Genomic DNA, 21,314 nt, shown 5'->3' with positions numbered 1-21,314 from the left:
GTCACTCGCGCCCCGGGGGCCGCTTCTCGTCCTCCCGGGTGAAGACCTGGATCAGCCAGGACGAGAACGAACCCGTCACCGCCCCCAGCAGCGCCAGCCCGCACACCATCAGCAGCACGGCGACCGACCGACCGCCCGGCGTGATCGGCGTCGCGTCCCCGTAGCCGACCGTCGTCAGCGTCGCGCACGCCCACCAGACCGAGTCCCCGAAGGTGCGGATCGTGGCGCCGGGGGCCAGGTGCTCCAGGCGGTACACCGCGAGCGCCGCGGAGAAGCCGAGCAGCCCGGCGCTCAGGCCGGCGTAGACCATCACCCGCGCGTACAGGGTCAGGCGCGGCCGGTCGTGACGGCGCTGCACCGCGTTGTACACCTTCACCATCCGCAGCGGGCGCAGCAGCGGCAGCACCAGGACGACGGTGTCGAGCCAGTGGACGCGGACGAACCGCGCGCCCAGCCCGCTGAGCCGCAGCCGCACCGCGTAGTCGGCGATGAACAGCAGCCAGGTCGACCAGACCAGGAGCAGCGAGATGTCGTGCCAGGGCTGCGCGTGGCGCGGGGCCAGCACCCGGACCGCGTATCCGGTCAGGAAGAACAGCGAGGCGACGAAGAGCGGAACCTCCGTGCGCTGCTCCCAGCGGGTCAGCCGGGACGGAGCCTGGGGGGCGGGTCGGTCGCTCATCGCCTCAGCATCGCGGTGCCTGCCGTGCCGCGGCCCCGGCGACACGCTCGGCCGGGGTGACGCAATATGCTGATCGGCATGACGAGTGATCCGGAGCAGCAGATCGGCGTGGGAACGCCCGACGCTTTCCAGCGTCTGTGGACGCCCCATCGGATGGCGTACATCCAGGGTCAGGACAAGCCCAGCGGCCCCGGCGCCGAGGACGGCTGTCCCTTCTGCTCGATTCCGGCGAAATCGGATGAGGACGGGCTCGTCGTGGCACGCGGTGAGCACGTCTACGCGGTGCTGAACCTCTACCCGTACAACGGCGGGCACCTCATGGTCGTGCCCTACCGGCACGTCGCCGACTACACCGATCTGGACGGCCCGGAGACGGCGGAGCTGGCGGACTTCACCAAGCGGGCGATGGGCGCGCTGCGCGCCGCGTCCGGGGCGCACGGGTTCAACATCGGCATGAACCAGGGCTCGGTCGCCGGGGCGGGGATCGCCGCCCATCTGCATCAGCACCTGGTGCCGCGCTGGGGCGGCGACACCAACTTCATGCCCGTCATCGGGCACACCAAGGTGCTGCCGCAACTGCTCGGCGACACCCGGGCCATGCTGGCGGACGCCTGGCCGGCCGGCTGACCGGATCCCGCCCGCGCCACCGACGAGGGCCGGGCCCGCCGATCGTTCCGGCGGGCCCGGCCCTCGCGCGCCCGGGGGCGCCGCATGATCGACGAGAGGTCCCGGAGGGTTTCCGGCGCCCCCTGCGCGTCGGGGGCGTCCGAGACCCCTACGCGTCGTAGACGTCGGCCTTGCGCGGGGACGGGTCCTGGACCGCGCCGCTCAGCATGATGGACCGGCTGTCGAAGCGGTCGGTGTCCACGCCGTTCTCGGCGAGGACCCGCATCGCCGCGGAGTGGACCACCCGCAGCACCGGCGTCGCGGCGCGCATCGCGTCGTCCGCCATGAAGCGGTGGCCCCACGGCTTGGCCGCCCAGGCGTGCCGCAGTCCGAAGGGCTCCGGCAGCACCATCTTGCCGCCCAGGTAGTCCAGCAGCGGCGGATACCAGGTGAAGGGCGCCCGCAGCGCGAGCCGGACGACCTCCTTGGCGTCCACCAGCGGCAACTGGACGTCCCGCGTCTCCCAGAACCGGACGGTCTTGTTGACCGTCTTCGTCTTCGCGGCCGGCTTGGAGAGGAACAGGCCGTGCACCGGACCGAGCGCGTGGCCGGTGACCTCGATGCGCAGGGTCTCGTGCAGGACGGTGACCGTGACCATCATGGTGATCACGAGCTGGCCGTCCCACAGCGTGAACTGGACTCCCAGATAGTGCCGGTCGCCGCTGCCGAACTGCTGGTGGTTGCAGATCCGCTGTATCTCGTGCGGCTTGACCTGGAAGGTGGCGACGTCCTCGCCCGCGGGCCGCGAGACGGAGTCGGCGTTCTCGCCGATCGGCGACACCACCCAGTGCTTGACGGACGGCTTCGGGAAGCCGCCCGTGTTCAGCGGACCGCGCTCCAGCATCTTCAGCTGGTCGTGGATGACCCGGATCAGGTCCCAGCTGCGGAACTGGTGGATCTCCTTCGTCGGGTCCTTGGGGACCAGCTCCTCCGCCAACTGCCAGCTGCCCCATCGGGTGCCCATGCCGAGCACGCCCTTGGGCCCGGCGTAGAAGACGGAGTTGGACTGCTGCTCGGCCGAGAGCTTCTCCAGGCCCTGCCGCATCGCCTCGCGTGCGGTCTCGTTGGGGTTCTTCGGCACCGCCTCGGGGATCTTGGCGATCACGCCGGCCCCGGACAGCAGCCCCTGCCAGCGGCCCCGCAGGTCCTTGGCCGACGTCTCCGCGATCCGCTTGGCGATCAGCCAGCCGATCGGCGGGGCGATGATCGCCCCGCGTACGTACAGCGCCCAGAAGCCGTCCAGCGGGAGCTTCACCACCAGGATCGCCGCGCCGATACCGAAGACGACGAGCACCAGTGTGCCGACCGCCCGGAACGCCGTGTCCTTGGACTTGTTCAGCGCGTCCCGGACGCGGAAGGCGATCACCCAGGCCAGGAGGCCGGGCAGGAAGAGGAAGCCGAACAGCGCCGTCACCAGCGTCAGCCGGGTGTCGCGGGCCTTGCGCAGGTTGTTCGCGGACAGGCAGTGCTCCACGACCGACTGCGGGTCCATGCCGAAGGACTGGATCAGCGCCTTGCGGGAGCCGCCCAGCATGCGCTGCTGCACGGCCCGGGCGAACGCCTCGCCGAGGTTCGGCTTGAAGTAGTCGGACGAGAAGAGCTTGGAGGAGCCCGGCTTCACCGCGGATTCGTGCCACTCGCTGTTGGCGTCGAGGATCGTCTCCACCGGGCTGTCCCGATACGCCGCCGAGGCCAGGGCGTTGGTCGCCACGGTCTGGCTCCCGGAGCCCTGCACCGGGATCTGCGCCCCGGGTGAGAAGTCGAATCCGTCGCTGGCCACTGTCGCCCCCACTCGCCGCACCGTCTGCTCCTGCGGGTGTGCCCAACTACCGTACGCGGCATACCTCCTGAGCTGCGACCACAGCGTATCGTCCGGATCGCGGCACCGCCTGTCATCGTACGGACGCGGGCCGTGTTTGCGACACTCCGCTCGTCACCCCGCCGGTCACTCCGCTAGTCACCGCGCCGGACGCCTCGCTCGTCACTCCGCCGGTCGGCCACCGGTCGTGACCTCGCGGACCCGGTCCGCGAGGTGCCGCGGCATCGCCTCGTGCCGGGCGTAGGCGCGCTCGAAGCGGCCCGCGCCGTGCGCGAGGGAGCGCAGGTCGACCGCGTACCGGTCGATCTCCGCCTCCGGCGCCTCGGCCCGTACGAGGGTGCGTCCGTCCGGCCCCTGCTCGGTGCCCACGACCCGGCCCCGCCGCCCCGACAGGTCGCTCATCACCGGGCCCACGTCGTCGTCCGGCACCAGGACGGACACCGCGCAGACGGGTTCCAGCAGCCGGATCGCCGCCGTGCCCGCCGCGTCCCGCAGCGCGAGGGCTCCGGCGGCCTGGAAGGCGGCGTCGGAGGAGTCCACCGCGTGCGCCTTGCCGTCCAGCAGCGTGACGCGCACGTCGACCAGCGGATACCCGGCGGCTACGCCCCGCGCCGCCTGGGCCCGCACCCCCTTCTCCACGGAGGCCACGAAGGGGCGCGGCACCGATCCGCCGACCACGCGGTCGGCGAACTCGACGCCCGAGCCCGGCGGCAGCGGCTCCACCTCGATCTCGCAGATCGCGAACTGGCCGTGTCCGCCCGACTGCTTGACGTGCCGCCCGTGTCCGGTCGCCCGCTCGCCGAAGGTCTCGCGCAGCGCGAACCGGTGCGGCTCGGCGTCGATCCGGACCCCGTAACCCTCCCGCAGCCGTTCGCGCGCCACCTCCTGGTGCGCCTCGCCGAGGCACCACAGCACGACCTGGCCGGTGTCCGGATTCTGTTCCAGGCGCAGTGTCGGGTCCTCGGCGACCAGCCGTGCCAGGGCCTGCGAGAGCTTGTCCTCGTCCGCCGCGCCGTGCGCGCGCAGGGCCAGCGGGAACAGCGGCTCGGGGGCCCGCCAGGGCTCGATGAGGAGCGGATCGCCGCCGCACGAGAGGGTGTCGCCGGTCTCCGCCTCGCCCAGGCGCGCCACGGAGACGAGACCGCCCGCACCGCACCGCTCCACCGGGTGCTGCCGACGCCCGGACGGCGTCGAGAGCGCGCCGATCCGGACCCGCGCCTCGTGCGGCGGAACGGGCTCCCGGCCCGCTCCGTCGAGGCCGCGCCCGCACACGTGCACGGTGTCGTCGGGCCGCAGCGTGCCGGAGAAGACCCGAACCAGCGAGAGACGGCCCACGTACGGATCGGACGCCGTACGGACCACCTCGGCCAGCAGCGGCCCGCCCGGGTCGCACGCGGGCGCGGGCCGGGGCGCGCCGGACGCGGTGGTGACGCGGGGCGGGACGCGCTCCGAAGCGGCGGGGAAGCCGCGCGTGACCAGGTCCAGCAGCTCCGCCGTGCCGACGCCCGGCCGGTCCCCTCCCAGCGAGGGCGCGGCGGGGAGGACGGGATGGAAGGCGCCCCGGGCCACGGCCCGCTCCAGATCGCCGGTCAGCGTCCCGGCGTCGACGTCGCCGCCGCCGAGGTAGCGGTCCAGCAGCGACTCGTCCTCGCTCTCGGCGATGATCCCCTCGATCAGCCGGGCGCGCGGCTCGCGCAGCGCCTCCTCGCGGTCCGGCGCGCCGGACTCCTCGGCCCGCCCGCCCGGGGCGCGGTCCGAGTCCGGCCGGGAGAGCAGACCGGTCACACCGGTCAGCGGCGCGTGCCCGTCGGCGCCCCGGGGGCCGAGGACGGGCAGGTACAGCGGTAGGACGGCGTCGGGATCGTCACCGCCGAAGAGCTCGGCGCAGAGCCGCGTCATCTCCTCGAACGGGGTGCGGGCGGTGTCCAGATGGGTGACGACGATGGCGCGCGGCACACCGGCCCGGGCGCACTCCTCCCACACGTCCCGGGTGGCCCCGGCGACCGCTTCGGCCTCCTGGGCGGCGGAGACGACGAACAGCGCCGCGTCGGCGGCCCGCAGACCGGCCCGCAGCTCGCCGACGAAGTCCGCGTAGCCGGGGGTGTCCAGCAGGTTGACCCGGCAGCCGTTCCACTCGACCGGGACCAGCGAGAGCTGGACGGAGCGCCTACGGTGCCGCTCGCCCCCGTCCCGGTCGGAGGCGGTCGCGCCGCCCTCGGCCCGGCCGACCGCGCCCGCCGTCCGGGCCAGCGTCTCGACCAGGGCGGTCTTGCCCGACCCGCTGTGGCCGACCAGCACGACGTTGCGCACGGAGGACGGATCCGCCTCCCCGGCCCCTCGTCCGGCCGCCGCGGGATGTGCGTGTGCCGTGTCGCCCATGGTGTGCCTCCCGGTCGGTGACGCGGTGCGGGGGATGGCCGCCCGGCGCGGAGCGGCGCCGCAGGTCCGGGGAGCCGCCGCGGCTGCGGTGGCGCCCGCGTCACCGCGGCTCTCCGACGCCCGCGTCACCGCGGCTCCGGCGGCGCGCGGTCCTTCGAGCGTGGCATCACCGCCCGGCCGCGTCCACACGGCGGGGTACGGCGCGCGGGGCGTGCGACACCCGGCCGTGCGGGTGCCCGTCCGGTGGAGCGCACCCGTCGTGACTACGATGGGCCAGCCGGTGGCCGAAGGGGCCGCTCGGCCAACCGAACCCTCGGGAAGGCCATGCTGAACAAGTACGCGCGTGCATTTTTCACGCGTGTCCTCACACCGTTCGCCGCTCTGCTGCTCCGCCTCGGGGTCAGCCCCGACGCGGTCACCCTCGTCGGCACGGCCGGAGTGATGGCAGGTGCGCTGGTCTTTTTCCCCATGGGGGAGTTCTTCTGGGGCACGATCGTCATCACGGCGTTCGTCTTCTCCGACCTGGTCGACGGCAACATGGCGCGCCAGGCGGGCATCTCCAGCCGGTGGGGCGCGTTCCTCGACTCGACGCTGGACCGGGTCGCCGACGGGGCGATCTTCGCCGGATTCGCCCTCTGGTACGCGGGCCGCGGTGACGACAACGTGCTGTGCGCCGTGGCGATCTTCTGCCTGGCCAGCGGCCAGGTGGTCTCGTACACGAAGGCGCGTGGCGAGTCGATCGGCCTGCCCGTCGCCGTGAACGGGCTGGTGGAGCGCGCCGAGCGGCTGGTGATCTCGCTGGTCGCCGCCGGCCTCGCCGGACTGCACGGCTTCGGCGTCCCGGGCATCGACGTCCTGCTGCCGATCGCCCTGTGGATCGTGGCCGCGGGCAGCCTGGTGACCCTCGTCCAGCGGGTGGTCACCGTGCGCCGCGAGTCCGCCGAGGCGGACGCCGCCGCGGCGTCCGGTCCCGCCGGGCAGGGGAGCGGGGCGGACCGGTGAGCGGCACGGCCGCCGGTCTCAAGGACCGGCTGAGCGACGGGCTGTACGGGCTCGGCTGGGGTGCGGTGAAGCGGCTGCCCGAGCCCGCCGCGGCGGCCCTCTTCCGCACCCTCGCCGACCAGGTGTGGAAGCGCCGCGGCAAGAGCGTGCTGCGCCTGGAGTCCAACCTGGCGCGGGTGGTGCCGGACGCCGGCCCGGACCGGCTGGCCGAGCTCTCCCGCGCCGGGATGCGTTCGTACATGCGGTACTGGATGGAGTCCTTCCGGCTGCCGGCCTGGAGTCGGCAGCGGATCAAGGACAGCGTCCACGTCGCCGACGTCCACCTCCTGACGGAGGGCCTGGACGCCGGGAAGGGAGTGGTCCTGGCGCTGCCGCACCTGGCCAACTGGGACCTCGCCGGGGCCTGGGTCACCACCGAGCTGAAGGTCCCGTTCACCACGGTCGCCGAGCGGCTGAAGCCCGAGACGCTCTACGACCGGTTCGTCGCCTACCGCGAGGGCCTGGGCATGGAGGTCCTGCCGCACAGCGGCGGCGCGGCGTTCGGGACGCTGGCCCGGCGGCTGCGCGCGGGCGGCCTGGTCTGCCTGGTGGCGGACCGCGACCTGTCCGCGTCCGGGGTCGAGGTGTCCTTCTTCGGCTCCGCCGCCCGGATGCCGGCGGGACCGGCCCTGCTGGCCCAGCAGACCGGAGCCCTGCTGCTGCCCGCGACCCTGGCGTACGACGGCACCCCGGTCATGAAGGCCCGCGTCCACCCCGCGATCGACGTGCCGGCGACCGGCACCCGCGCCGAGCGGACCGCCGTCATGACCCAGGCGCTGGCCGACGCCTTCGCCGCCGGCATCGCCGAACACCCCGAGGACTGGCACATGCTGCAACGCCTCTGGCTGGACGATCTGGACCCCCGGGGAGAACCGTCGTGAAGATCGGCATCGTCTGCCCGTACTCCTGGGACGTCCCGGGCGGCGTGCAGTTCCACATCAGGGACCTGGCCGAGCACCTCATCCGGCTGGGCCACCAGGTCTCCGTGCTCGCCCCCGCCGACGAAGAGACACCGCTGCCGCCGTACGTCGTCTCGGCCGGCCGGGCCGTGCCCGTGCCGTACAACGGCTCGGTCGCCCGGCTCAACTTCGGCATCCTCTCGGCCGCCCGGGTGCGCCGCTGGCTGCACGACGGCACCTTCGACGTGATCCACATCCACGAGCCGACCTCCCCCTCACTGGGGCTGCTGGCCTGCTGGGCGGCGCAGGGGCCGATCGTGGCCACCTTCCACACCTCCAACCCGCGCTCCCGGGCGATGATCGCCGCGTACCCGATCCTCCAGCCCGCCCTGGAGAAGATCAGCGCCCGGATCGCGGTGAGCGAATACGCCCGGCGCACGCTGGTCGAACACCTCGGCGGCGACGCCGTCGTCATCCCGAACGGCGTCGACGTCGGCTTCTTCGCCCGCGCCGAGCCCAAGGCCGAGTGGCAGGGGCAGACGCTCGGCTTCATCGGCCGCATCGACGAACCCCGCAAGGGGCTCCCTGTCCTGATGAAGGCGCTGCCCGCCATCCTCGCCGCCCGCCCGGAGACCCGGCTGCTGGTCGCGGGGCGCGGCGACGAGGAGGAGGCGGTCGCCCCCCTGCCGAAGGAGCTGCGCGAGCGCGTCGAGTTCCTGGGCATGGTCAGCGACGAGGACAAGGCCCGGCTGCTGCGCAGCGTCGACGTGTACGTGGCCCCCAACACCGGCGGCGAGAGCTTCGGCATCATCCTGGTCGAGGCGCTGTCGGCCGGTGCGCCGGTGCTGGCGAGCGACCTGGACGCGTTCGCCCAGGTCCTGGACCAGGGCGCGGCGGGCGACCTGTTCGCCAACGAGGACGCCGACGCGCTGGCGGAGGCCGCCGTGCGGCTGCTGGGCGACCCGGAGCGGCGGGCCGGACTGCGCGAGCGCGGCGAGGCCCATGTGCGGCGCTTCGACTGGTCGACGGTGGGGGCGGACGTCCTCGCGGTCTACGAGACGGTGACGGACGGGGCCGCGTCGGTGGCGGCGGACGAGCGCTCGGGGCTGCGGGCCCGGTTCGGACTGGCGCGGGACTGAGCGGCCGGGGCGGCGGGCCCGCGGCCCCGGGGCGGTGAGGTCCGGGGCGGTGAGGTCCGTGCCCTGGCGCGGCCCGGACGACGGTAGCGTGTGCGCCCGTGATCGAAACCCTCATCTGGATCGCCGTCGCCCTCTTCGCGATCGGCCTGTACCTCAGCTGGACCGCCGGCCGGCTCGACCGCCTGCACTCCCGCATCGACGCCGCCCGGGCCGCGCTCGACGCCCAGCTGCTGCGCCGGGCCTCGGTCACCCAGGAACTCGCCACCTCCGGTGTCCTGGACCCGGCAGCCTCGATCGTCCTCTACGAGGCCGCGCACGCCGCCCGGCAGGCCGAGGAGGACCACCGCGAGGTCGCCGAGAGCGAGCTGAGCACCGCCCTGCGCGCCGTCTTCGGCGAGACCGCGCAGGTCGACGCGGTCAAGGAGATCCCCGGCGGGGTCGACGCCACCACCGAACTGGCCGCCGCCGTACGCCGCGTACCGATGGCCCGGCGGTTCCACAACGACGCCGTACGCGCCGCACGGGCCCTGCGCCGGCACCGTACCGTCCGGCTGTTCCGGCTGGCCGGGCACGCCCCGTTCCCGCTCGCCTTCGAGATGGACGACGCGCCGCCGGTCGCCCTGGCCGACCGCCCCGGCACCTGATCCGCCGACCGCCCCGGCACCTGATCCGCCGACCGTGCGGCACCTGATCCGGAGCGGACGACCGCCCGCGCCGCCGCAAAACGATCCACGGCCTGCCCATTGGCCCTTGCTGTGGACTGCTCCGGCGGCGTTTGCTCGGGGACGCAGAAGCCAGCGTCTTTCACCGAGTGAGGTCCCGTGTCCACGCTTCCCAGCACCCCGCAGTCCGCCGAGTCCCCCGCCACCGGCACCGCCCGCGTCAAGCGCGGCATGGCCGAGCAGCTCAAGGGCGGCGTGATCATGGACGTCGTCGACGCCGAGCAGGCGAAGATCGCCGAGGACGCGGGCGCGGTGGCCGTCATGGCCCTGGAGCGCGTCCCGGCCGACATCCGCAAGGACGGCGGCGTGGCCCGGATGTCGGACCCCGACATGATCGAGGAGATCATCGGGGCCGTCTCCATCCCCGTCATGGCCAAGTCCCGCATCGGCCACTTCGTCGAGGCCCAGGTCCTCCAGTCCCTCGGCGTCGACTACATCGACGAGTCCGAGGTCCTCACCCCGGCCGACGAGGTCAACCACAGCGACAAGTTCGCCTTCACCACCCCCTTCGTCTGCGGCGCCACCAACCTCGGCGAGGCCCTGCGCCGCATCGCCGAGGGCGCGGCCATGATCCGCTCCAAGGGCGAGGCCGGCACCGGCAACGTCGTCGAGGCCGTCCGCCACCTGCGCCAGATCAAGAACGAGATCGCCCGCCTGCGCGGCTTCGACAACAACGAGCTGTACGCCGCCGCCAAGGACCTCCGCGCCCCGTACGAGCTGGTCCGGGAGGTCGCCGAGCTGGGCAAGCTGCCCGTGGTGCTGTTCTCCGCCGGCGGCGTCGCCACCCCCGCCGACGCCGCGCTGATGCGCCAGCTCGGCGCGGAAGGCGTCTTCGTCGGCTCCGGCATCTTCAAGTCCGGCGACCCGGCCAGGCGCGCCGCCGCCATCGTGAAGGCCACCACCTTCTACGACGACCCGAAGGTCGTCGCGGACGCCTCCCGCAACCTGGGCGAGGCCATGGTCGGCATCAACTGCGACACGCTGCCCGAGACCGAGCGCTACGCCAACCGCGGCTGGTAGCCGGCGATGAGCGACACCCCCGTCATCGGCGTGCTGGCCCTCCAGGGCGACGTACGGGAGCACCTGATCGCCCTGGCCTCGGCGGACGCCCTGGCCAGGCCGGTCCGGCGTCCCGACGAGCTGGCCGGGGTGGACGGCCTGGTCATCCCCGGCGGCGAGTCCACCACCATGTCCAGGCTGGCCGTCCTCTTCGGCATGCTGGAGCCGCTGCGCGAGCGGGTGCGGGCCGGGATGCCCGTCTACGGCACCTGCGCCGGGATGATCCTGCTGGCCGAGAAGATCCTCGACCCGCGCGCCGGACAGGAGACCGTCGGCGGCATCGACATGATCGTGCGGCGCAACGCGTTCGGCCGCCAGAACGAGTCCTTCGAGGCCGCGGTCGAGGTCGACGGCGTCGGAGGCGGCCCGGTGGAGGGCGTGTTCATCCGGGCGCCCTGGGTCGAGTCGGTCGGCGCGCGCGCCGAGGTGATCGCCGAGCACGGCGGCCACATCGTGGCCGTGCGGCAGCGGAACGCCCTCGCCACCTCGTTCCACCCCGAACTGACCGGCGATCACCGCGTGCACGCCCTCTTCGTGGACATGGTGCGCGCGGTGAAGTGAGCGACCCCGGTAGGATCTCTCGGGTTCGACTCGATTTTGGTGACGCGAAGGAGAAGGCAGATGTCCGGCCACTCTAAATGGGCTACGACGAAGCACAAGAAGGCCGTGATTGACGCCAAGCGCGGCAAGCTCTTCGCGAAGCTGATCAAGAACATCGAGGTCGCGGCGCGCTCCGGCGGCGTGGACCTCGATGGCAACCCGACGCTCGTCGACGCCATCCAGAAGGCGAAGAAGAGCTCCGTCCCGAACAAGAACATCGACTCCGCCGTGAAGCGCGGCGGCGGTCTCGAAGCGGGCGGCGCCGACTACGAGACGATCATGTACGAGGGCTACGGCCCCAACGGCGTCGCGGTGCTCATCGAGTGCCTCACCGACAACCGCAACCGCGCCGCCTCCGATGTCCGGGTCGCGATGACGCGCAACGGCGGCTCCATGGCCGACCCGGGATCCGTCTCGTACCTGTTCAACCGCAAGGGCGTCGTGATCGTCCCCAGGGGCGAGCTGGGCGAGGACGACGTCCTCGGCGCGGTGCTCGACGCGGGCGCCGAGGAGGTCAACGACCTCGGCGAGACCTTCGAGGTGGTCAGCGAGGCCACCGACATGGTCGCGGTCCGCACGGCGCTCCAGGAGGCGGGCATCGACTACGACTCCGCCGAGGCGAACTTCCTGCCCACCATGCAGGTCGAGCTCGACGAGGAGGGCGCCCGCAAGATCTTCAAGCTCATCGACGCCCTGGAGGACAGCGACGACGTGCAGAACGTCTTCGCCAACTTCGACGTGTCCGACGAGGTCATGGAGAAGGTCGACGCCTGACGGCGCGGCCGGTGCGGCTCCCGCGACGGGCCGACGGGGACACACCCCGTCGGCCCGTCGTCCTGTCGGTGCGAGGCGATGTCGGTGCGAGCCGATAGCCTGCGGGAACAGATGAACGAACGGGCGCGTCGCGCGGTGAGGACAGGGGGGCTCCATGCGGGTTCTGGGCATCGACCCGGGGCTGACCCGGTGCGGCGTCGGCGTCGTCGAGGGAGTCGCCGGCCGGCCGCTCACCATGATCGGCGTCGGAGTCGTGCGCACGCCCTCCGACGCGGAGCTGGGCGACCGCCTGGTCGAGATCGAGCGGGGCGTCGAGCGCTGGCTCGACGAGCACTCCCCGGGGTACGTCGCGGTCGAGCGCGTCTTCGCCCAGCACAACGTCCGCACCGTGATGGGGACGGCCCAGGCCAGCGCCGTGGCCATGCTCTGTGCCGCCCGGCGCGGCATCCCGGTCGCCCTGCACACGCCCAGCGAGGTCAAGGCGGCCGTCACCGGATCCGGCCGCGCCGACAAGGCGCAGGTCGGCACGATGGTGACGCGGCTGCTCAGGCTGGACGCGCCGCCCAGGCCGGCGGACGCCGCCGACGCCCTGGCGCTCGCCATCTGCCACATCTGGCGCGCGCCCGCGCAGAACCGCCTCCAGCAGGCCGTCGCGGCCCACCGCGCGCCGGGCACGTCCCGTACGCCGGGCACGTCCCGTACACCCGGCACGTCCCGTACGCCCAGCCCGCCTCGTACGCCTCGCACGCTGAAAGGCCGCACCGCATGATCGCCTTCGTCTCCGGCCCGGTGGCCGCCCTCACCCCGACCACGGCCGTCATCGAGGTCGGCGGCGTCGGCATGGCCCTCCAGTGCACCCCGCACACCCTCGCCGGCCTGCGCGTCGGCCAGGAGGCCCGGCTCGCCGCCTCCCTCGTCGTCCGGGAGGACTCGCTCACCCTGTACGGCTTCGCCGACGACGACGAGCGCCAGGTCTTCGAACTGCTCCAGACCGCCAGCGGTGTCGGCCCCCGTCTCGCCCAGGCGATGCTCGCCACCCACAGCCCCGACGCGCTGCGCCTGGCCGTCTCCACCGGCGACGAGAAGGCCCTGACCGCCGTATCGGGCATCGGCAAGAAGGGCGCCCAGAAGCTGCTGCTGGAGCTCAAGGACCGCCTCGGCGAACCGGTCGGCGCCCACATCGGCCACCAGGGCGTCGGCACGCCCGTCACCCCGGGCTGGCGCGACCAGCTCCAGGCCGCGCTGATCGGCCTCGGTTACGCGAGCCGTGAGGCCGACGAGGCCGTCGGCGCCGTCGCCCCGCAGGCCGAGGCGGCGCTCGCCGAAGGCGCCACGCCTCCCGTGCCGCAGCTGCTGCGGGCCGCCCTGCAGACCCTCAACCGCGCACGCTGACCGGCGCCGAACCACCCCGAGAGGCCCCTCCATGAACTGGGACGAGACCGACGAGCCGACCGGGCCGGTCCTCGACGACCGGCTGGTCGACGCGGACGCGGACGGCGAGGACACCGCGGTCGAAGCGGCCCTGCGCCCCAAGGACCTGGAGGAGTTCGTCGGCCAGGAGAAGGTCCGCGAACAGCTCGACCTGGTCCTCAAGGCCGCCCGCGCCCGTGGCGCCACCGCCGACCACGTACTCCTCTCCGGCGCCCCCGGCCTGGGCAAGACCACCCTCTCGATGATCATCGCGGCCGAGATGAACGCGCCGATCAGGATCACCTCCGGCCCCGCCATCCAGCACGCCGGCGACCTCGCGGCGATCCTCTCCTCCCTCCAGGAGGGCGAGGTCCTCTTCCTCGACGAGATCCACCGGATGTCGCGGCCCGCCGAGGAGATGCTGTACATGGCGATGGAGGACTTCCGCGTCGACGTGATCGTCGGCAAGGGCCCCGGCGCCACCGCCATCCCGCTGGAACTCCCGCCCTTCACCCTGGTCGGCGCCACCACCCGGGCCGGACTGCTGCCGCCGCCGCTGCGCGACCGCTTCGGCTTCACCGGGCACATGGAGTTCTACGCCCCGGCCGAGCTGGAGCGCGTCGTCCACCGCTCCGCCCGCCTGCTGGACGTCGCCATCGACGTGCCGGGCGCCGCCGAGATCGCCGGACGCTCCCGCGGCACGCCGCGCATCGCCAACCGCCTGCTGCGCCGCGTCCGCGACTACGCCCAGGTCAAGGCCGACGGCTCGATCGACCGGGAGATCGCCGCCGCGGCGCTCAAGGTGTACGAGGTTGACGCCCGCGGACTCGATCGGCTGGACCGCGCGGTCCTCGGCGCCCTGCTGAAACTCTTCGGCGGCGGACCGGTCGGCCTGTCGACGCTCGCGGTCGCCGTGGGGGAGGAGCGGGAGACCGTGGAGGAGGTCGCCGAGCCCTTCCTCGTACGGGAAGGACTGCTGGCCAGGACGCCGCGCGGGCGGGTCGCCACCCCGGCGGCCTGGACGCATCTGGGACTGGTCCCGCCGCAGCTCGGCGCAAAGGGACAACAGGGTCTGTTCGGGGCGTGATACCTCACAGGTTGGCCCGCAGCGGAACCAGGGTGCGATGCTGGGCGTTGTTCCATTGATGCGGACTCGCTTAGACTCCGCCGATGCCGCCCTTACCGGTCGGTGTACCCACCCCCGTAAATTACAGGCCGCATTCCAGCGCGGTCGTGCGAAGGAATTCCCGTCCCGTGAATATCGTGACTCTCCTCCCCTTCATCGTGCTCATCGGGGCCATGTTCCTGATGACCCGCTCCGCCAAGAAGAAGCAGGCGGCAGCCGCGCAGATGCGCAACGAGATGCAGCCCGGCACCGGCGTGCGGACCATCGGCGGCATGTACGCCACCGTCAAGGAGGTCCACGACGACACGGTTCTCCTCGAGGTCGCTCCCGGCGTGCACGCCATCTACGCGAAGAACGCCATCGGCGCGGTCCTCGACGACGCCGAGTACAACCGCATCGTGCACGGCGACGACGAGGAGCTGGACGCGGACGGCACGGTCGTTCCCGACGACGCCTCCTCGCTGACCGGCGCGGACGACGCCGAGGTCGCCAAGATCGACCTGGCCAAGAGCGACGCGGCCGACGACGCCGAGCCCAAGAGCACCGCGGCCAAGGACGCCAAGGCCGACGGCGAGGGCGAGTCCAAGTAGTCCACGACCCCGAGGGGCGTCGCGAGCCGATCGGGCGCGGCGTCCCTGGGAGCGTGCGGTCTTCTGCGGGGGCAGGTCCCCACAACACTTCGTGGCCGCTCGGGCGCGTACCCGGCGCGGGGCGGTTGGACAGGGAGAAACGAGAAGGTGGCAGCACCCAAGAAGGGCCGAGGGCCGTCCGGCGGTCAGGGGAGGCCGGGGCGTTCCCTGGCCCTGATCCTCATCGCCATGGTCGCGCTCACCGGCGGGATGTTCCTGTCCGGGCACACCACGCCCAGGCTGGGCATCGACCTGGCCGGCGGTACGTCGATCACGCTGGAAGCACAGAACCAGCCCGGCAAGCCGAACGCGATCAACCCGACCAACATGAACACCGCGGTCGGGATCATCGAGCGCCGCGTCAACGGTCTGGGCGTCTCCGAGGCCGAGGTCCAGACCCAGGGCGAACGAAACATCATCGTCAACATCCCCAAGGGGACGAACTCCAAGCAGGCCCAGGAGCAGGTCGGCACCACCGCCCAGCTCTACTTCCGGCCCGTTCTGACGGTTCAGGCGAGCGGCCCCGCGCCCAAGCCCTCCGGCTCCACCAGCCCTTCGGCCAGCCCCACGCCGAGCGCCAAGGAGTCCGCCGGCGCCGGTGACAAGGCCGGCGAGGAGGCGACCGGATCGGACGTCACCCCGTCCCCGAGCGCCACCACCCAGGGCCGCGCGGTCACCGGGTCCCTGACGAAGGACGACCCCACCCCCGCCGCCTCGGAGTCCTCGGACCCGAAGGCGTCCGAGACCCCCGGCGCCTCGCCCTCCCCGGACCCGGCCACGGCCAAGCTCCAGGAGGAGTTCGCCAAGCTCGACTGCACCGACCCGAAGCAGCGCACGGAGGCCGGCCAGAACGCCAAGCCCACCGACTCCATCGTCGCGTGCGGCTCCAACGTTCCCGGCAGCTACGAGAAGTACATCCTCGGCCCCTCCGAGGTCTCCGGCAGCGACGTCGACGAGGCCAAGGCCGCCATCGACCCGCAGAGCGGCCAGTGGATCGTGTCGATGGAGTTCACCTCCGCCGGCGCCAAGAAGTTCCAGACGATCACCACCCGGCTCTCGCAGCAGCAGCCGCCGATGAACCAGTTCGGGATCGTCCTCGACGGCGAGGTCGTCTCGGCCCCCTCGGTCAACACGGTGCTCAGCAAGAACGCCCAGATCTCCGGCAGCTTCGACCAGCAGTCGGCCGAGGACCTCGGCAACATCCTGTCCTACGGCGCGCTCCCGCTGACCTTCAAGGAGGTCAGCGTCACCACGGTGACCGCCGCCCTCGGCAGCGAGCAGCTCCAGGCCGGTCTGATCGCCGGCGCCATCGGGCTGGCCCTCGTCGTGGTCTACCTGGTCGCCTACTACCGCGGGCTGGCGTTCATCGCCCTGCTCAGCCTCCTGGTGTCCGGCATCCTGACCTACACGATCATGGCCCTGCTGGGTCCCGCCATCGGCTTCGCGCTGAACCTCCCGGCGGTCTGCGGCGCGATCGTCGCCATCGGCATCACGGCGGACTCCTTCATCGTGTACTTCGAACGCGTGAGAGACGAGATCCGCGAGGGCCGCACGCTCCGCCCGGCCATCGAGCGCGCCTGGCCCCGCGCCCGCCGCACGATCCTGGTCTCCGACTTCGTGTCGTTCCTGTCCGCCGCGGTGCTCTTCCTCGTCACCGTCGGCAAGGTGCAGGGCTTCGCGTTCACGCTCGGCCTGACGACCCTGCTCGACGTCGTCGTGGTGTTCCTCTTCACCAAGCCCCTGATGACGCTGATGGGCCGCACCAAGTTCTTCTCCCAGGGCGGATCCTGGTCCGGGCTGGACCCGAAGCGCCTCGGCGCCAAACCCCCGCTGCGCCGCTCGCGCCGTGTCAACGCGTCCAACGACCCGAAGGAGGCGTGAGATGTCGCGACTCGGCAATCTCGGCGCCCGGCTCTACCGAGGCGAGGTCGGCTACGACTTCATCGGCAACCGCAGGATCTGGTACGGCGTCTCGATCCTGATCACCATCACGGCCATCATCGGCCTGGCGGTCGGCGGCCTGAACATGGGCATCGAGTTCAAGGGCGGCGCGGTCTTCACGACCAGCAGCAAGGCGGACATCTCCACCGCCCAGGCCACGGACGTGGCGACCGAGGCATCCGGTCACCTGGCCATCGTCCAGGAGCTCGGCAACGGCGGTCTGCGCATCCAGATCACCGAGGTCGACACGGCCAAGGCGAACGAGATCAAGGAGACGCTCTCCGACGAGCTCGGCATCCCCGCCGAGAAGATCAACGCCGACCTGGTCGGTCCGAGCTGGGGCGAGCAGATCGCCAACAAGGCGTGGACCGGTCTCGGGATCTTCATGATCCTGGTGGTGGTCTATCTGGCCATCGCCTTCGAGTGGCGGATGGCCGTCGCCGCCCTCGTCGCGCTGATCCACGACATCACCATCACGGTCGGCGTCTACGCCCTCGTCGGCCTGGAGGTCACGCCGGGCACGGTGATCGGTCTGCTGACCATCCTCGGTTACTCCCTGTACGACACGGTGGTCGTCTTCGACAGCCTCAAGGAGGGCCAGAAGGACATCACCAAGCAGACCCGCTACACCTACAGCGAGATCGCCAACCGGTCGATCAACAGCACGCTGGTCCGGTCCATCAACACCACCGTGGTGGCGCTGCTCCCGGTCGCCGGCCTGCTCTTCATCGGCGGCGGCGTCCTCGGCGCCGGCATGCTGAACGACATCTCGCTGTCGCTGTTCGTCGGTCTCGCCGCCGGCGCGTACTCCTCGATCTTCATCGCCACGCCGCTCGTCGCCGACCTGAAGGAACGCGACCCGCAGATGAAGGCCCTGAAGAAGCGGATCCTCGCCAAGCGGGCCGCCGCCGCGGCCAAGGGCGAGCCCGTCGAGGACGACGGTCCCGAGGACCGGCAGGACGGGGACTACGACGACGAGGACGATGCCGCCGGCGCGGTGGTGGGCCAGCGGCGCCCGCCGCGGGGCCACGGCCGTACCCCCGGGAAGCGCTGAGTGATGACCGGCACCACCGCATCCACCCAGCAGCTCCTGCTCAGCCGCATCCGCGACGTCGCGGACTATCCGAAGCCGGGCGTGGTGTTCAAGGACATCACCCCGCTGCTCGCGGACCCGGTGGCCTTCACGGCGCTCACCGACGCCCTCGCGGAGCTGTGCCTGCGGCACGGAGCCACGAAGGTCGTCGGCCTGGAGGCCCGCGGCTTCATCCTGGCCGCGCCGGTCGCGGTCCGGGCCGGGCTCGGCTTCGTACCGGTCCGCAAGGCCGGCAAGCTCCCCGGGGCCACGCTCAGCCAGTCCTACGAGCTGGAGTACGGCAGCGCGGAGATGGAGATCCACGCCGAGGACCTCGACGCCGAGGACCGGATCATGATCATCGACGACGTGCTCGCCACCGGCGGCACCGCCGAAGCCTCACTGGAGCTCATCCGCCGGGCCGGGGCCCAGGTCACAGGCGTCGCGGTGCTCATGGAGCTCGGTTTCCTCGCCGGCCGGGACCGGCTCGCGCCGGCCCTGTGCGGCGCCCCGCTGGAAGCGCTGATCACGATCTGATCCGCTGGGCGGCGTCCGGTGGCGGTCGCACACGACGAAGGAGGGGCACCCGGGAACATCCGGGTGCCCCTCCTCGTTGTGCAGGCTCCCACCGTCCCCGGGCGAGGTACCGCCGGGGGATCGATACCATGGGCTCTCCGGGTACCCCGGATCCGCACGAGGAGCGCTCTTGCCAGACGAGGCCCAGTCAGCCGCCGCCCCGCAGCCCGACAAGCCCGCGGCGGCCCCAGCCACGCCCCGGAACGCCGCGCCCTCGAACGCGCCGAAGCCCGCTCCGCCGGAGGCGGCGGGTTCCGGCCGGCCCCCCGCCGCCCCGCCCGCGAAGCCCGCGGCCCCCGAGACACCGGCGGCGCCCGCGAGTCCCGCGCCCCAGCCTTCCGCCAAGCCCGCCGCCACCGGGCCCAAGCCGCCCGCCCCCGTGCCACCGGCCCCGGCCAGGCCCGCCGCCACGGCCGGCTCCGCGTCCCGCTCCGGCGGCTCCTCCAACCGCGTACGGGCCCGCCTCGCCCGACTGGGCGTACAGCGCTCCAGCCCGTACAACCCGGTCCTCGAACCGCTGCTGCGCACCGTCCGGGGCAACGACCCCAAGATCGAGACGGCCACCCTCCGCCAGATCGAGCGCGCCTACCAGGTCGCCGAGCGCTGGCACCGGGGCCAGAAGCGCAAGAGCGGCGACCCGTACATCACGCACCCGCTGGCCGTCACCACGATCCTGGCCGAGCTGGGCATGGATCCGGCCACGCTGATGGCCGGGCTGCTGCACGACACCGTCGAGGACACCGAGTACGGCCTGGACACCCTGCGCCGCGACTTCGGCGACCAGGTCGCCCTGCTCGTCGACGGCGTCACCAAGCTGGACAAGGTCAAGTTCGGCGAGGCCGCGCAGGCCGAGACCGTCCGCAAGATGGTCGTCGCCATGGCCAAGGACCCCCGCGTCCTGGTCATCAAGCTCGCCGACCGCCTGCACAACATGCGCACCATGCGCTACCTCAAGCGGGAGAAGCAGGAGAAGAAGGCCCGCGAGACGCTGGAGATCTACGCCCCGCTGGCCCACCGGCTGGGCATGAACACCATCAAGTGGGAGCTGGAGGACCTCGCCTTCGCGATCCTCTACCCGAAGATGTACGACGAGATCGTCCGCCTCGTCGCCGAGCGCGCCCCCAAGCGCGACGAATACCTCGCCATAGTGACCGACGAGGTCCAGGCAGACCTGCGCGCCGCCCGCATCAAGGCCACCGTCACCGGCCGCCCCAAGCACTACTACAGCGTGTACCAGAAGATGATCGTGCGGGGCCGCGACTTCGCCGAGATCTACGACCTGGTGGGCATCCGCGTCCTCGTCGACACGGTCCGCGACTGCTACGCCGCGCTCGGCACCGTCCACGCCCGGTGGAACCCGGTGCCGGGGCGGTTCAAGGACTACATCGCGATGCCCAAGTTCAACATGTACCAGTCGCTGCACACCACGGTGATCGGTCCCAGCGGCAAGCCCGTCGAGCTCCAGATCCGGACCTTCGACATGCACCGCCGCGCCGAGTACGGCATCGCCGCCCACTGGAAGTACAAGCAGGAGGCCGTGGCGGGCGCCTCCAAGGTGCGCACCGACGTCCCCAAGCACACCGGACGCGGCCAGGACACCGTCAACGACATGGCGTGGCTGCGCCAGCTCCTGGACTGGCAGAAGGAGACCGAGGACCCCAGCGAGTTCCTGGAGTCCCTGCGCTTCGACCTCTCGCGCAACGAGGTCTTCGTCTTCACGCCGAAGGGCGACGTGATAGCGCTGCCCGCCGGGGCCACCCCGGTCGACTTCGCCTACGCCGTCCACACCGAGGTCGGCCACCGCACCATAGGGGCCCGGGTCAACGGGCGGCTCGTCCCGCTCGAATCCACCCTCGACAACGGCGACCTGGTGGAGGTCTTCACCTCCAAGGCGGCCGGCGCCGGACCCTCGCGGGACTGGCTCGGCTTCGTCAAGTCGCCGCGCGCCCGCAACAAGATCCGCGCCTGGTTCTCCAAGGAGCGCCGCGACGAGGCCATCGAGCAGGGCAAGGACGCCATCGCGCGCGCCATGCGCAAGCAGAACCTGCCCATCCAGCGCATCCTGACCGGCGACTCGCTGGTCACGCTCGCCCACGAGATGCGCTACCCCGACATCTCCTCGCTCTACGCGGCGATCGGCGAGGGCCATGTCGCCGCGGCGGGCGTCGTCCAGAAGCTGGTGCAGGCGCTCGGCGGCCACGACGAGGCCAACGAGGACCTGGCCGAGTCCACTCCGCCCTCCCACGGCCGCAACAAGCGCCGTGCCAACGCGGACCCCGGCGTCGTCGTCAAGGGCGTCGAGGACGTCTGGGTCAAGCTGGCCCGCTGCTGCACGCCCGTCCCCGGCGATCCGATCATCGGCTTCGTCACCCGGGGCAGCGGCGTCTCCGTCCACCGCGCCGACTGCGTCAACGTCGACTCGCTGTCCCAGCAGCCCGAGCGCATCCTCGAAGTCGAGTGGGCGCCCACGCAGTCCTCCGTCTTCCTGGTCGCGATCCAGGTCGAGGCGCTGGACCGCTCCCGGCTGCTGTCGGACGTCACCCGGGTGCTGTCGGACCAGCACGTCAACATCCTCTCGGCGGCCGTGCAGACCTCCCGCGACCGGGTGGCCACCTCGCGCTTCACCTTCGAGATGGGCGACCCCAAGCACCTGGGACACGTCCTGAAAGCCGTACGCGGCGTGGAGGGCGTCTACGACGTCTACCGCGTCACCTCGGCCCGCCGGCCCTAGAAGACTGATCCACCAAAACCGGAAGGAGGGCCCGGTACGCGATCGCGTACCG

Annotated in this window: 19 protein-coding genes; 16 read left to right on the top strand and 3 right to left on the bottom strand. The window is 72.2% G+C overall.

The annotated features are described in order from the left end of the window. Position 1: 1 nt before the first annotated feature. Entirely contained in the window at positions 2-679 is a 678-nt protein-coding gene (locus EES43_RS03885; RefSeq protein ID WP_124267373.1) for a potassium channel family protein, read from the bottom strand. A 66-nt stretch (positions 680-745) separates the two neighbouring features. Here EES43_RS03885 and EES43_RS03880 point away from each other — a divergent pair, with 66 nt between their 5' ends. Beyond that, on the top strand, positions 746-1,306 hold the full coding sequence (locus EES43_RS03880; RefSeq protein ID WP_124267372.1) for an HIT family protein: 561 nt from the start codon (positions 746-748) through the stop codon (positions 1,304-1,306). A gap of 148 nt (positions 1,307-1,454) precedes the next feature. On the opposite strand, the gene EES43_RS03875 is transcribed toward EES43_RS03880, so the two are convergent. Further along, on the bottom strand, positions 1,455-3,125 hold the full coding sequence (locus tag EES43_RS03875) for a hypothetical protein (RefSeq protein WP_124271775.1): 1,671 nt from the start codon (positions 3,123-3,125) through the stop codon (positions 1,455-1,457). 201 nt (positions 3,126-3,326) lie between these two features. Continuing rightward, positions 3,327-5,543: an elongation factor G-like protein EF-G2 gene (locus EES43_RS03870; RefSeq protein ID WP_124267371.1), complete on the bottom strand. Its 2,217-nt coding sequence runs from the start codon at positions 5,541-5,543 to the stop codon at positions 3,327-3,329. Positions 5,544-5,867: 324 nt separating this feature from the next. Here EES43_RS03870 and pgsA point away from each other — a divergent pair, with 324 nt between their 5' ends. The 15 genes from pgsA to EES43_RS03795 all read left to right on the top strand — a co-directional run bounded on the left by pgsA (position 5,868) and on the right by EES43_RS03795 (position 21,262). Next, positions 5,868-6,545 (top strand): phosphatidylinositol phosphate synthase, encoded by a 678-nt coding sequence (gene pgsA, locus EES43_RS03865; protein WP_124267370.1) that lies wholly within the window; start codon positions 5,868-5,870, stop codon positions 6,543-6,545. After that, complete coding sequence (locus EES43_RS03860; protein WP_124267369.1) at positions 6,542-7,465, top strand: phosphatidylinositol mannoside acyltransferase; 924 nt, start codon at positions 6,542-6,544, stop codon at positions 7,463-7,465. Before pgsA ends, EES43_RS03860 begins: the two co-directional genes overlap by 4 nt. Continuing rightward, a complete protein-coding gene (locus EES43_RS03855; RefSeq protein WP_124267368.1) occupies positions 7,462-8,622 on the top strand; it encodes a glycosyltransferase family 4 protein in 1,161 nt (386 codons plus the stop codon). The genes EES43_RS03860 and EES43_RS03855 overlap by 4 nt, the downstream gene beginning before the upstream one ends. Before the next feature lie 98 nt (positions 8,623-8,720). After that, a complete protein-coding gene (locus EES43_RS03850) occupies positions 8,721-9,266 on the top strand; it encodes a hypothetical protein (protein ID WP_124267367.1) in 546 nt (181 codons plus the stop codon). A 177-nt stretch (positions 9,267-9,443) separates the two neighbouring features. After that, the gene (pdxS, locus tag EES43_RS03845) at positions 9,444-10,364 is read left to right on the top strand and encodes a pyridoxal 5'-phosphate synthase lyase subunit PdxS (protein ID WP_124267366.1); all 921 of its coding nucleotides are present in this window, start codon (positions 9,444-9,446) and stop codon (positions 10,362-10,364) included. Positions 10,365-10,370: 6 nt separating this feature from the next. Continuing rightward, complete coding sequence (gene pdxT / locus EES43_RS03840) at positions 10,371-10,964, top strand: pyridoxal 5'-phosphate synthase glutaminase subunit PdxT (protein ID WP_124267365.1); 594 nt, start codon at positions 10,371-10,373, stop codon at positions 10,962-10,964. A 60-nt stretch (positions 10,965-11,024) separates the two neighbouring features. After that, positions 11,025-11,777 carry a YebC/PmpR family DNA-binding transcriptional regulator gene (locus EES43_RS03835; protein ID WP_124267364.1) on the top strand — a complete coding sequence of 251 codons (753 nt, stop codon included), beginning with the start codon at positions 11,025-11,027 and terminating at the stop codon, positions 11,775-11,777. Positions 11,778-11,931: 154 nt separating this feature from the next. Further along, the gene (gene ruvC, locus EES43_RS03830) at positions 11,932-12,546 is read left to right on the top strand and encodes a crossover junction endodeoxyribonuclease RuvC (RefSeq protein WP_124267363.1); all 615 of its coding nucleotides are present in this window, start codon (positions 11,932-11,934) and stop codon (positions 12,544-12,546) included. Continuing rightward, positions 12,543-13,169, top strand: coding sequence for a Holliday junction branch migration protein RuvA (gene ruvA, locus EES43_RS03825; RefSeq protein WP_124267362.1), 627 nt, complete (start codon positions 12,543-12,545; stop codon positions 13,167-13,169). The genes ruvC and ruvA overlap by 4 nt, the downstream gene beginning before the upstream one ends. 31 nt (positions 13,170-13,200) lie before the next feature. Then, entirely contained in the window at positions 13,201-14,274 is a 1,074-nt protein-coding gene (gene ruvB, locus EES43_RS03820) for a Holliday junction branch migration DNA helicase RuvB (RefSeq protein WP_124267361.1), read from the top strand. A gap of 167 nt (positions 14,275-14,441) precedes the next feature. Further along, the gene (yajC, locus tag EES43_RS03815) at positions 14,442-14,903 is read left to right on the top strand and encodes a preprotein translocase subunit YajC (RefSeq protein WP_124267360.1); all 462 of its coding nucleotides are present in this window, start codon (positions 14,442-14,444) and stop codon (positions 14,901-14,903) included. A 147-nt stretch (positions 14,904-15,050) separates the two neighbouring features. After that, positions 15,051-16,823 carry a protein translocase subunit SecD gene (secD, locus tag EES43_RS03810; RefSeq protein WP_124267359.1) on the top strand — a complete coding sequence of 591 codons (1,773 nt, stop codon included), beginning with the start codon at positions 15,051-15,053 and terminating at the stop codon, positions 16,821-16,823. 1 nt (position 16,824) lies between these two features. Continuing rightward, complete coding sequence (gene secF / locus EES43_RS03805; protein ID WP_124267358.1) at positions 16,825-17,937, top strand: protein translocase subunit SecF; 1,113 nt, start codon at positions 16,825-16,827, stop codon at positions 17,935-17,937. 3 nt (positions 17,938-17,940) lie between these two features. Beyond that, on the top strand, positions 17,941-18,492 hold the full coding sequence (locus EES43_RS03800) for an adenine phosphoribosyltransferase (protein WP_124267357.1): 552 nt from the start codon (positions 17,941-17,943) through the stop codon (positions 18,490-18,492). Between the two features lie 169 nt (positions 18,493-18,661). Beyond that, positions 18,662-21,262: a RelA/SpoT family protein gene (locus EES43_RS03795; RefSeq protein WP_124267356.1), complete on the top strand. Its 2,601-nt coding sequence runs from the start codon at positions 18,662-18,664 to the stop codon at positions 21,260-21,262. Positions 21,263-21,314 lie beyond the last annotated feature (52 nt).

This window comes from Streptomyces sp. ADI96-02 (assembly GCF_003846185.1).
GTDB lineage: Bacteria > Actinomycetota > Actinomycetes > Streptomycetales > Streptomycetaceae > Streptomyces.
Note: the sequence above shows the minus strand (reverse complement) of the source record. Positions and strands in the feature narration are given on the sequence as shown.

Coding starts and splice junctions, on each gene's coding strand:
- EES43_RS03880 (WP_124267372.1), top strand. CDS start 746: ATGCTGATCGGCATGACGAGTGATCCGGAGCAGCAGATCGGCGTGGGA.
- pgsA (WP_124267370.1), top strand. CDS start 5,868: ATGCTGAACAAGTACGCGCGTGCATTTTTCACGCGTGTCCTCACACCG.
- ruvB (WP_124267361.1), top strand. CDS start 13,201: ATGAACTGGGACGAGACCGACGAGCCGACCGGGCCGGTCCTCGACGAC.
- EES43_RS03800 (WP_124267357.1), top strand. CDS start 17,941: ATGACCGGCACCACCGCATCCACCCAGCAGCTCCTGCTCAGCCGCATC.
- pdxT (WP_124267365.1), top strand. CDS start 10,371: ATGAGCGACACCCCCGTCATCGGCGTGCTGGCCCTCCAGGGCGACGTA.
- EES43_RS03835 (WP_124267364.1), top strand. CDS start 11,025: ATGTCCGGCCACTCTAAATGGGCTACGACGAAGCACAAGAAGGCCGTG.
- EES43_RS03870 (WP_124267371.1), bottom strand. CDS start 5,543: ATGGGCGACACGGCACACGCACATCCCGCGGCGGCCGGACGAGGGGCC.
- EES43_RS03885 (WP_124267373.1), bottom strand. CDS start 679: ATGAGCGACCGACCCGCCCCCCAGGCTCCGTCCCGGCTGACCCGCTGG.
- ruvC (WP_124267363.1), top strand. CDS start 11,932: ATGCGGGTTCTGGGCATCGACCCGGGGCTGACCCGGTGCGGCGTCGGC.
- ruvA (WP_124267362.1), top strand. CDS start 12,543: ATGATCGCCTTCGTCTCCGGCCCGGTGGCCGCCCTCACCCCGACCACG.
- secF (WP_124267358.1), top strand. CDS start 16,825: ATGTCGCGACTCGGCAATCTCGGCGCCCGGCTCTACCGAGGCGAGGTC.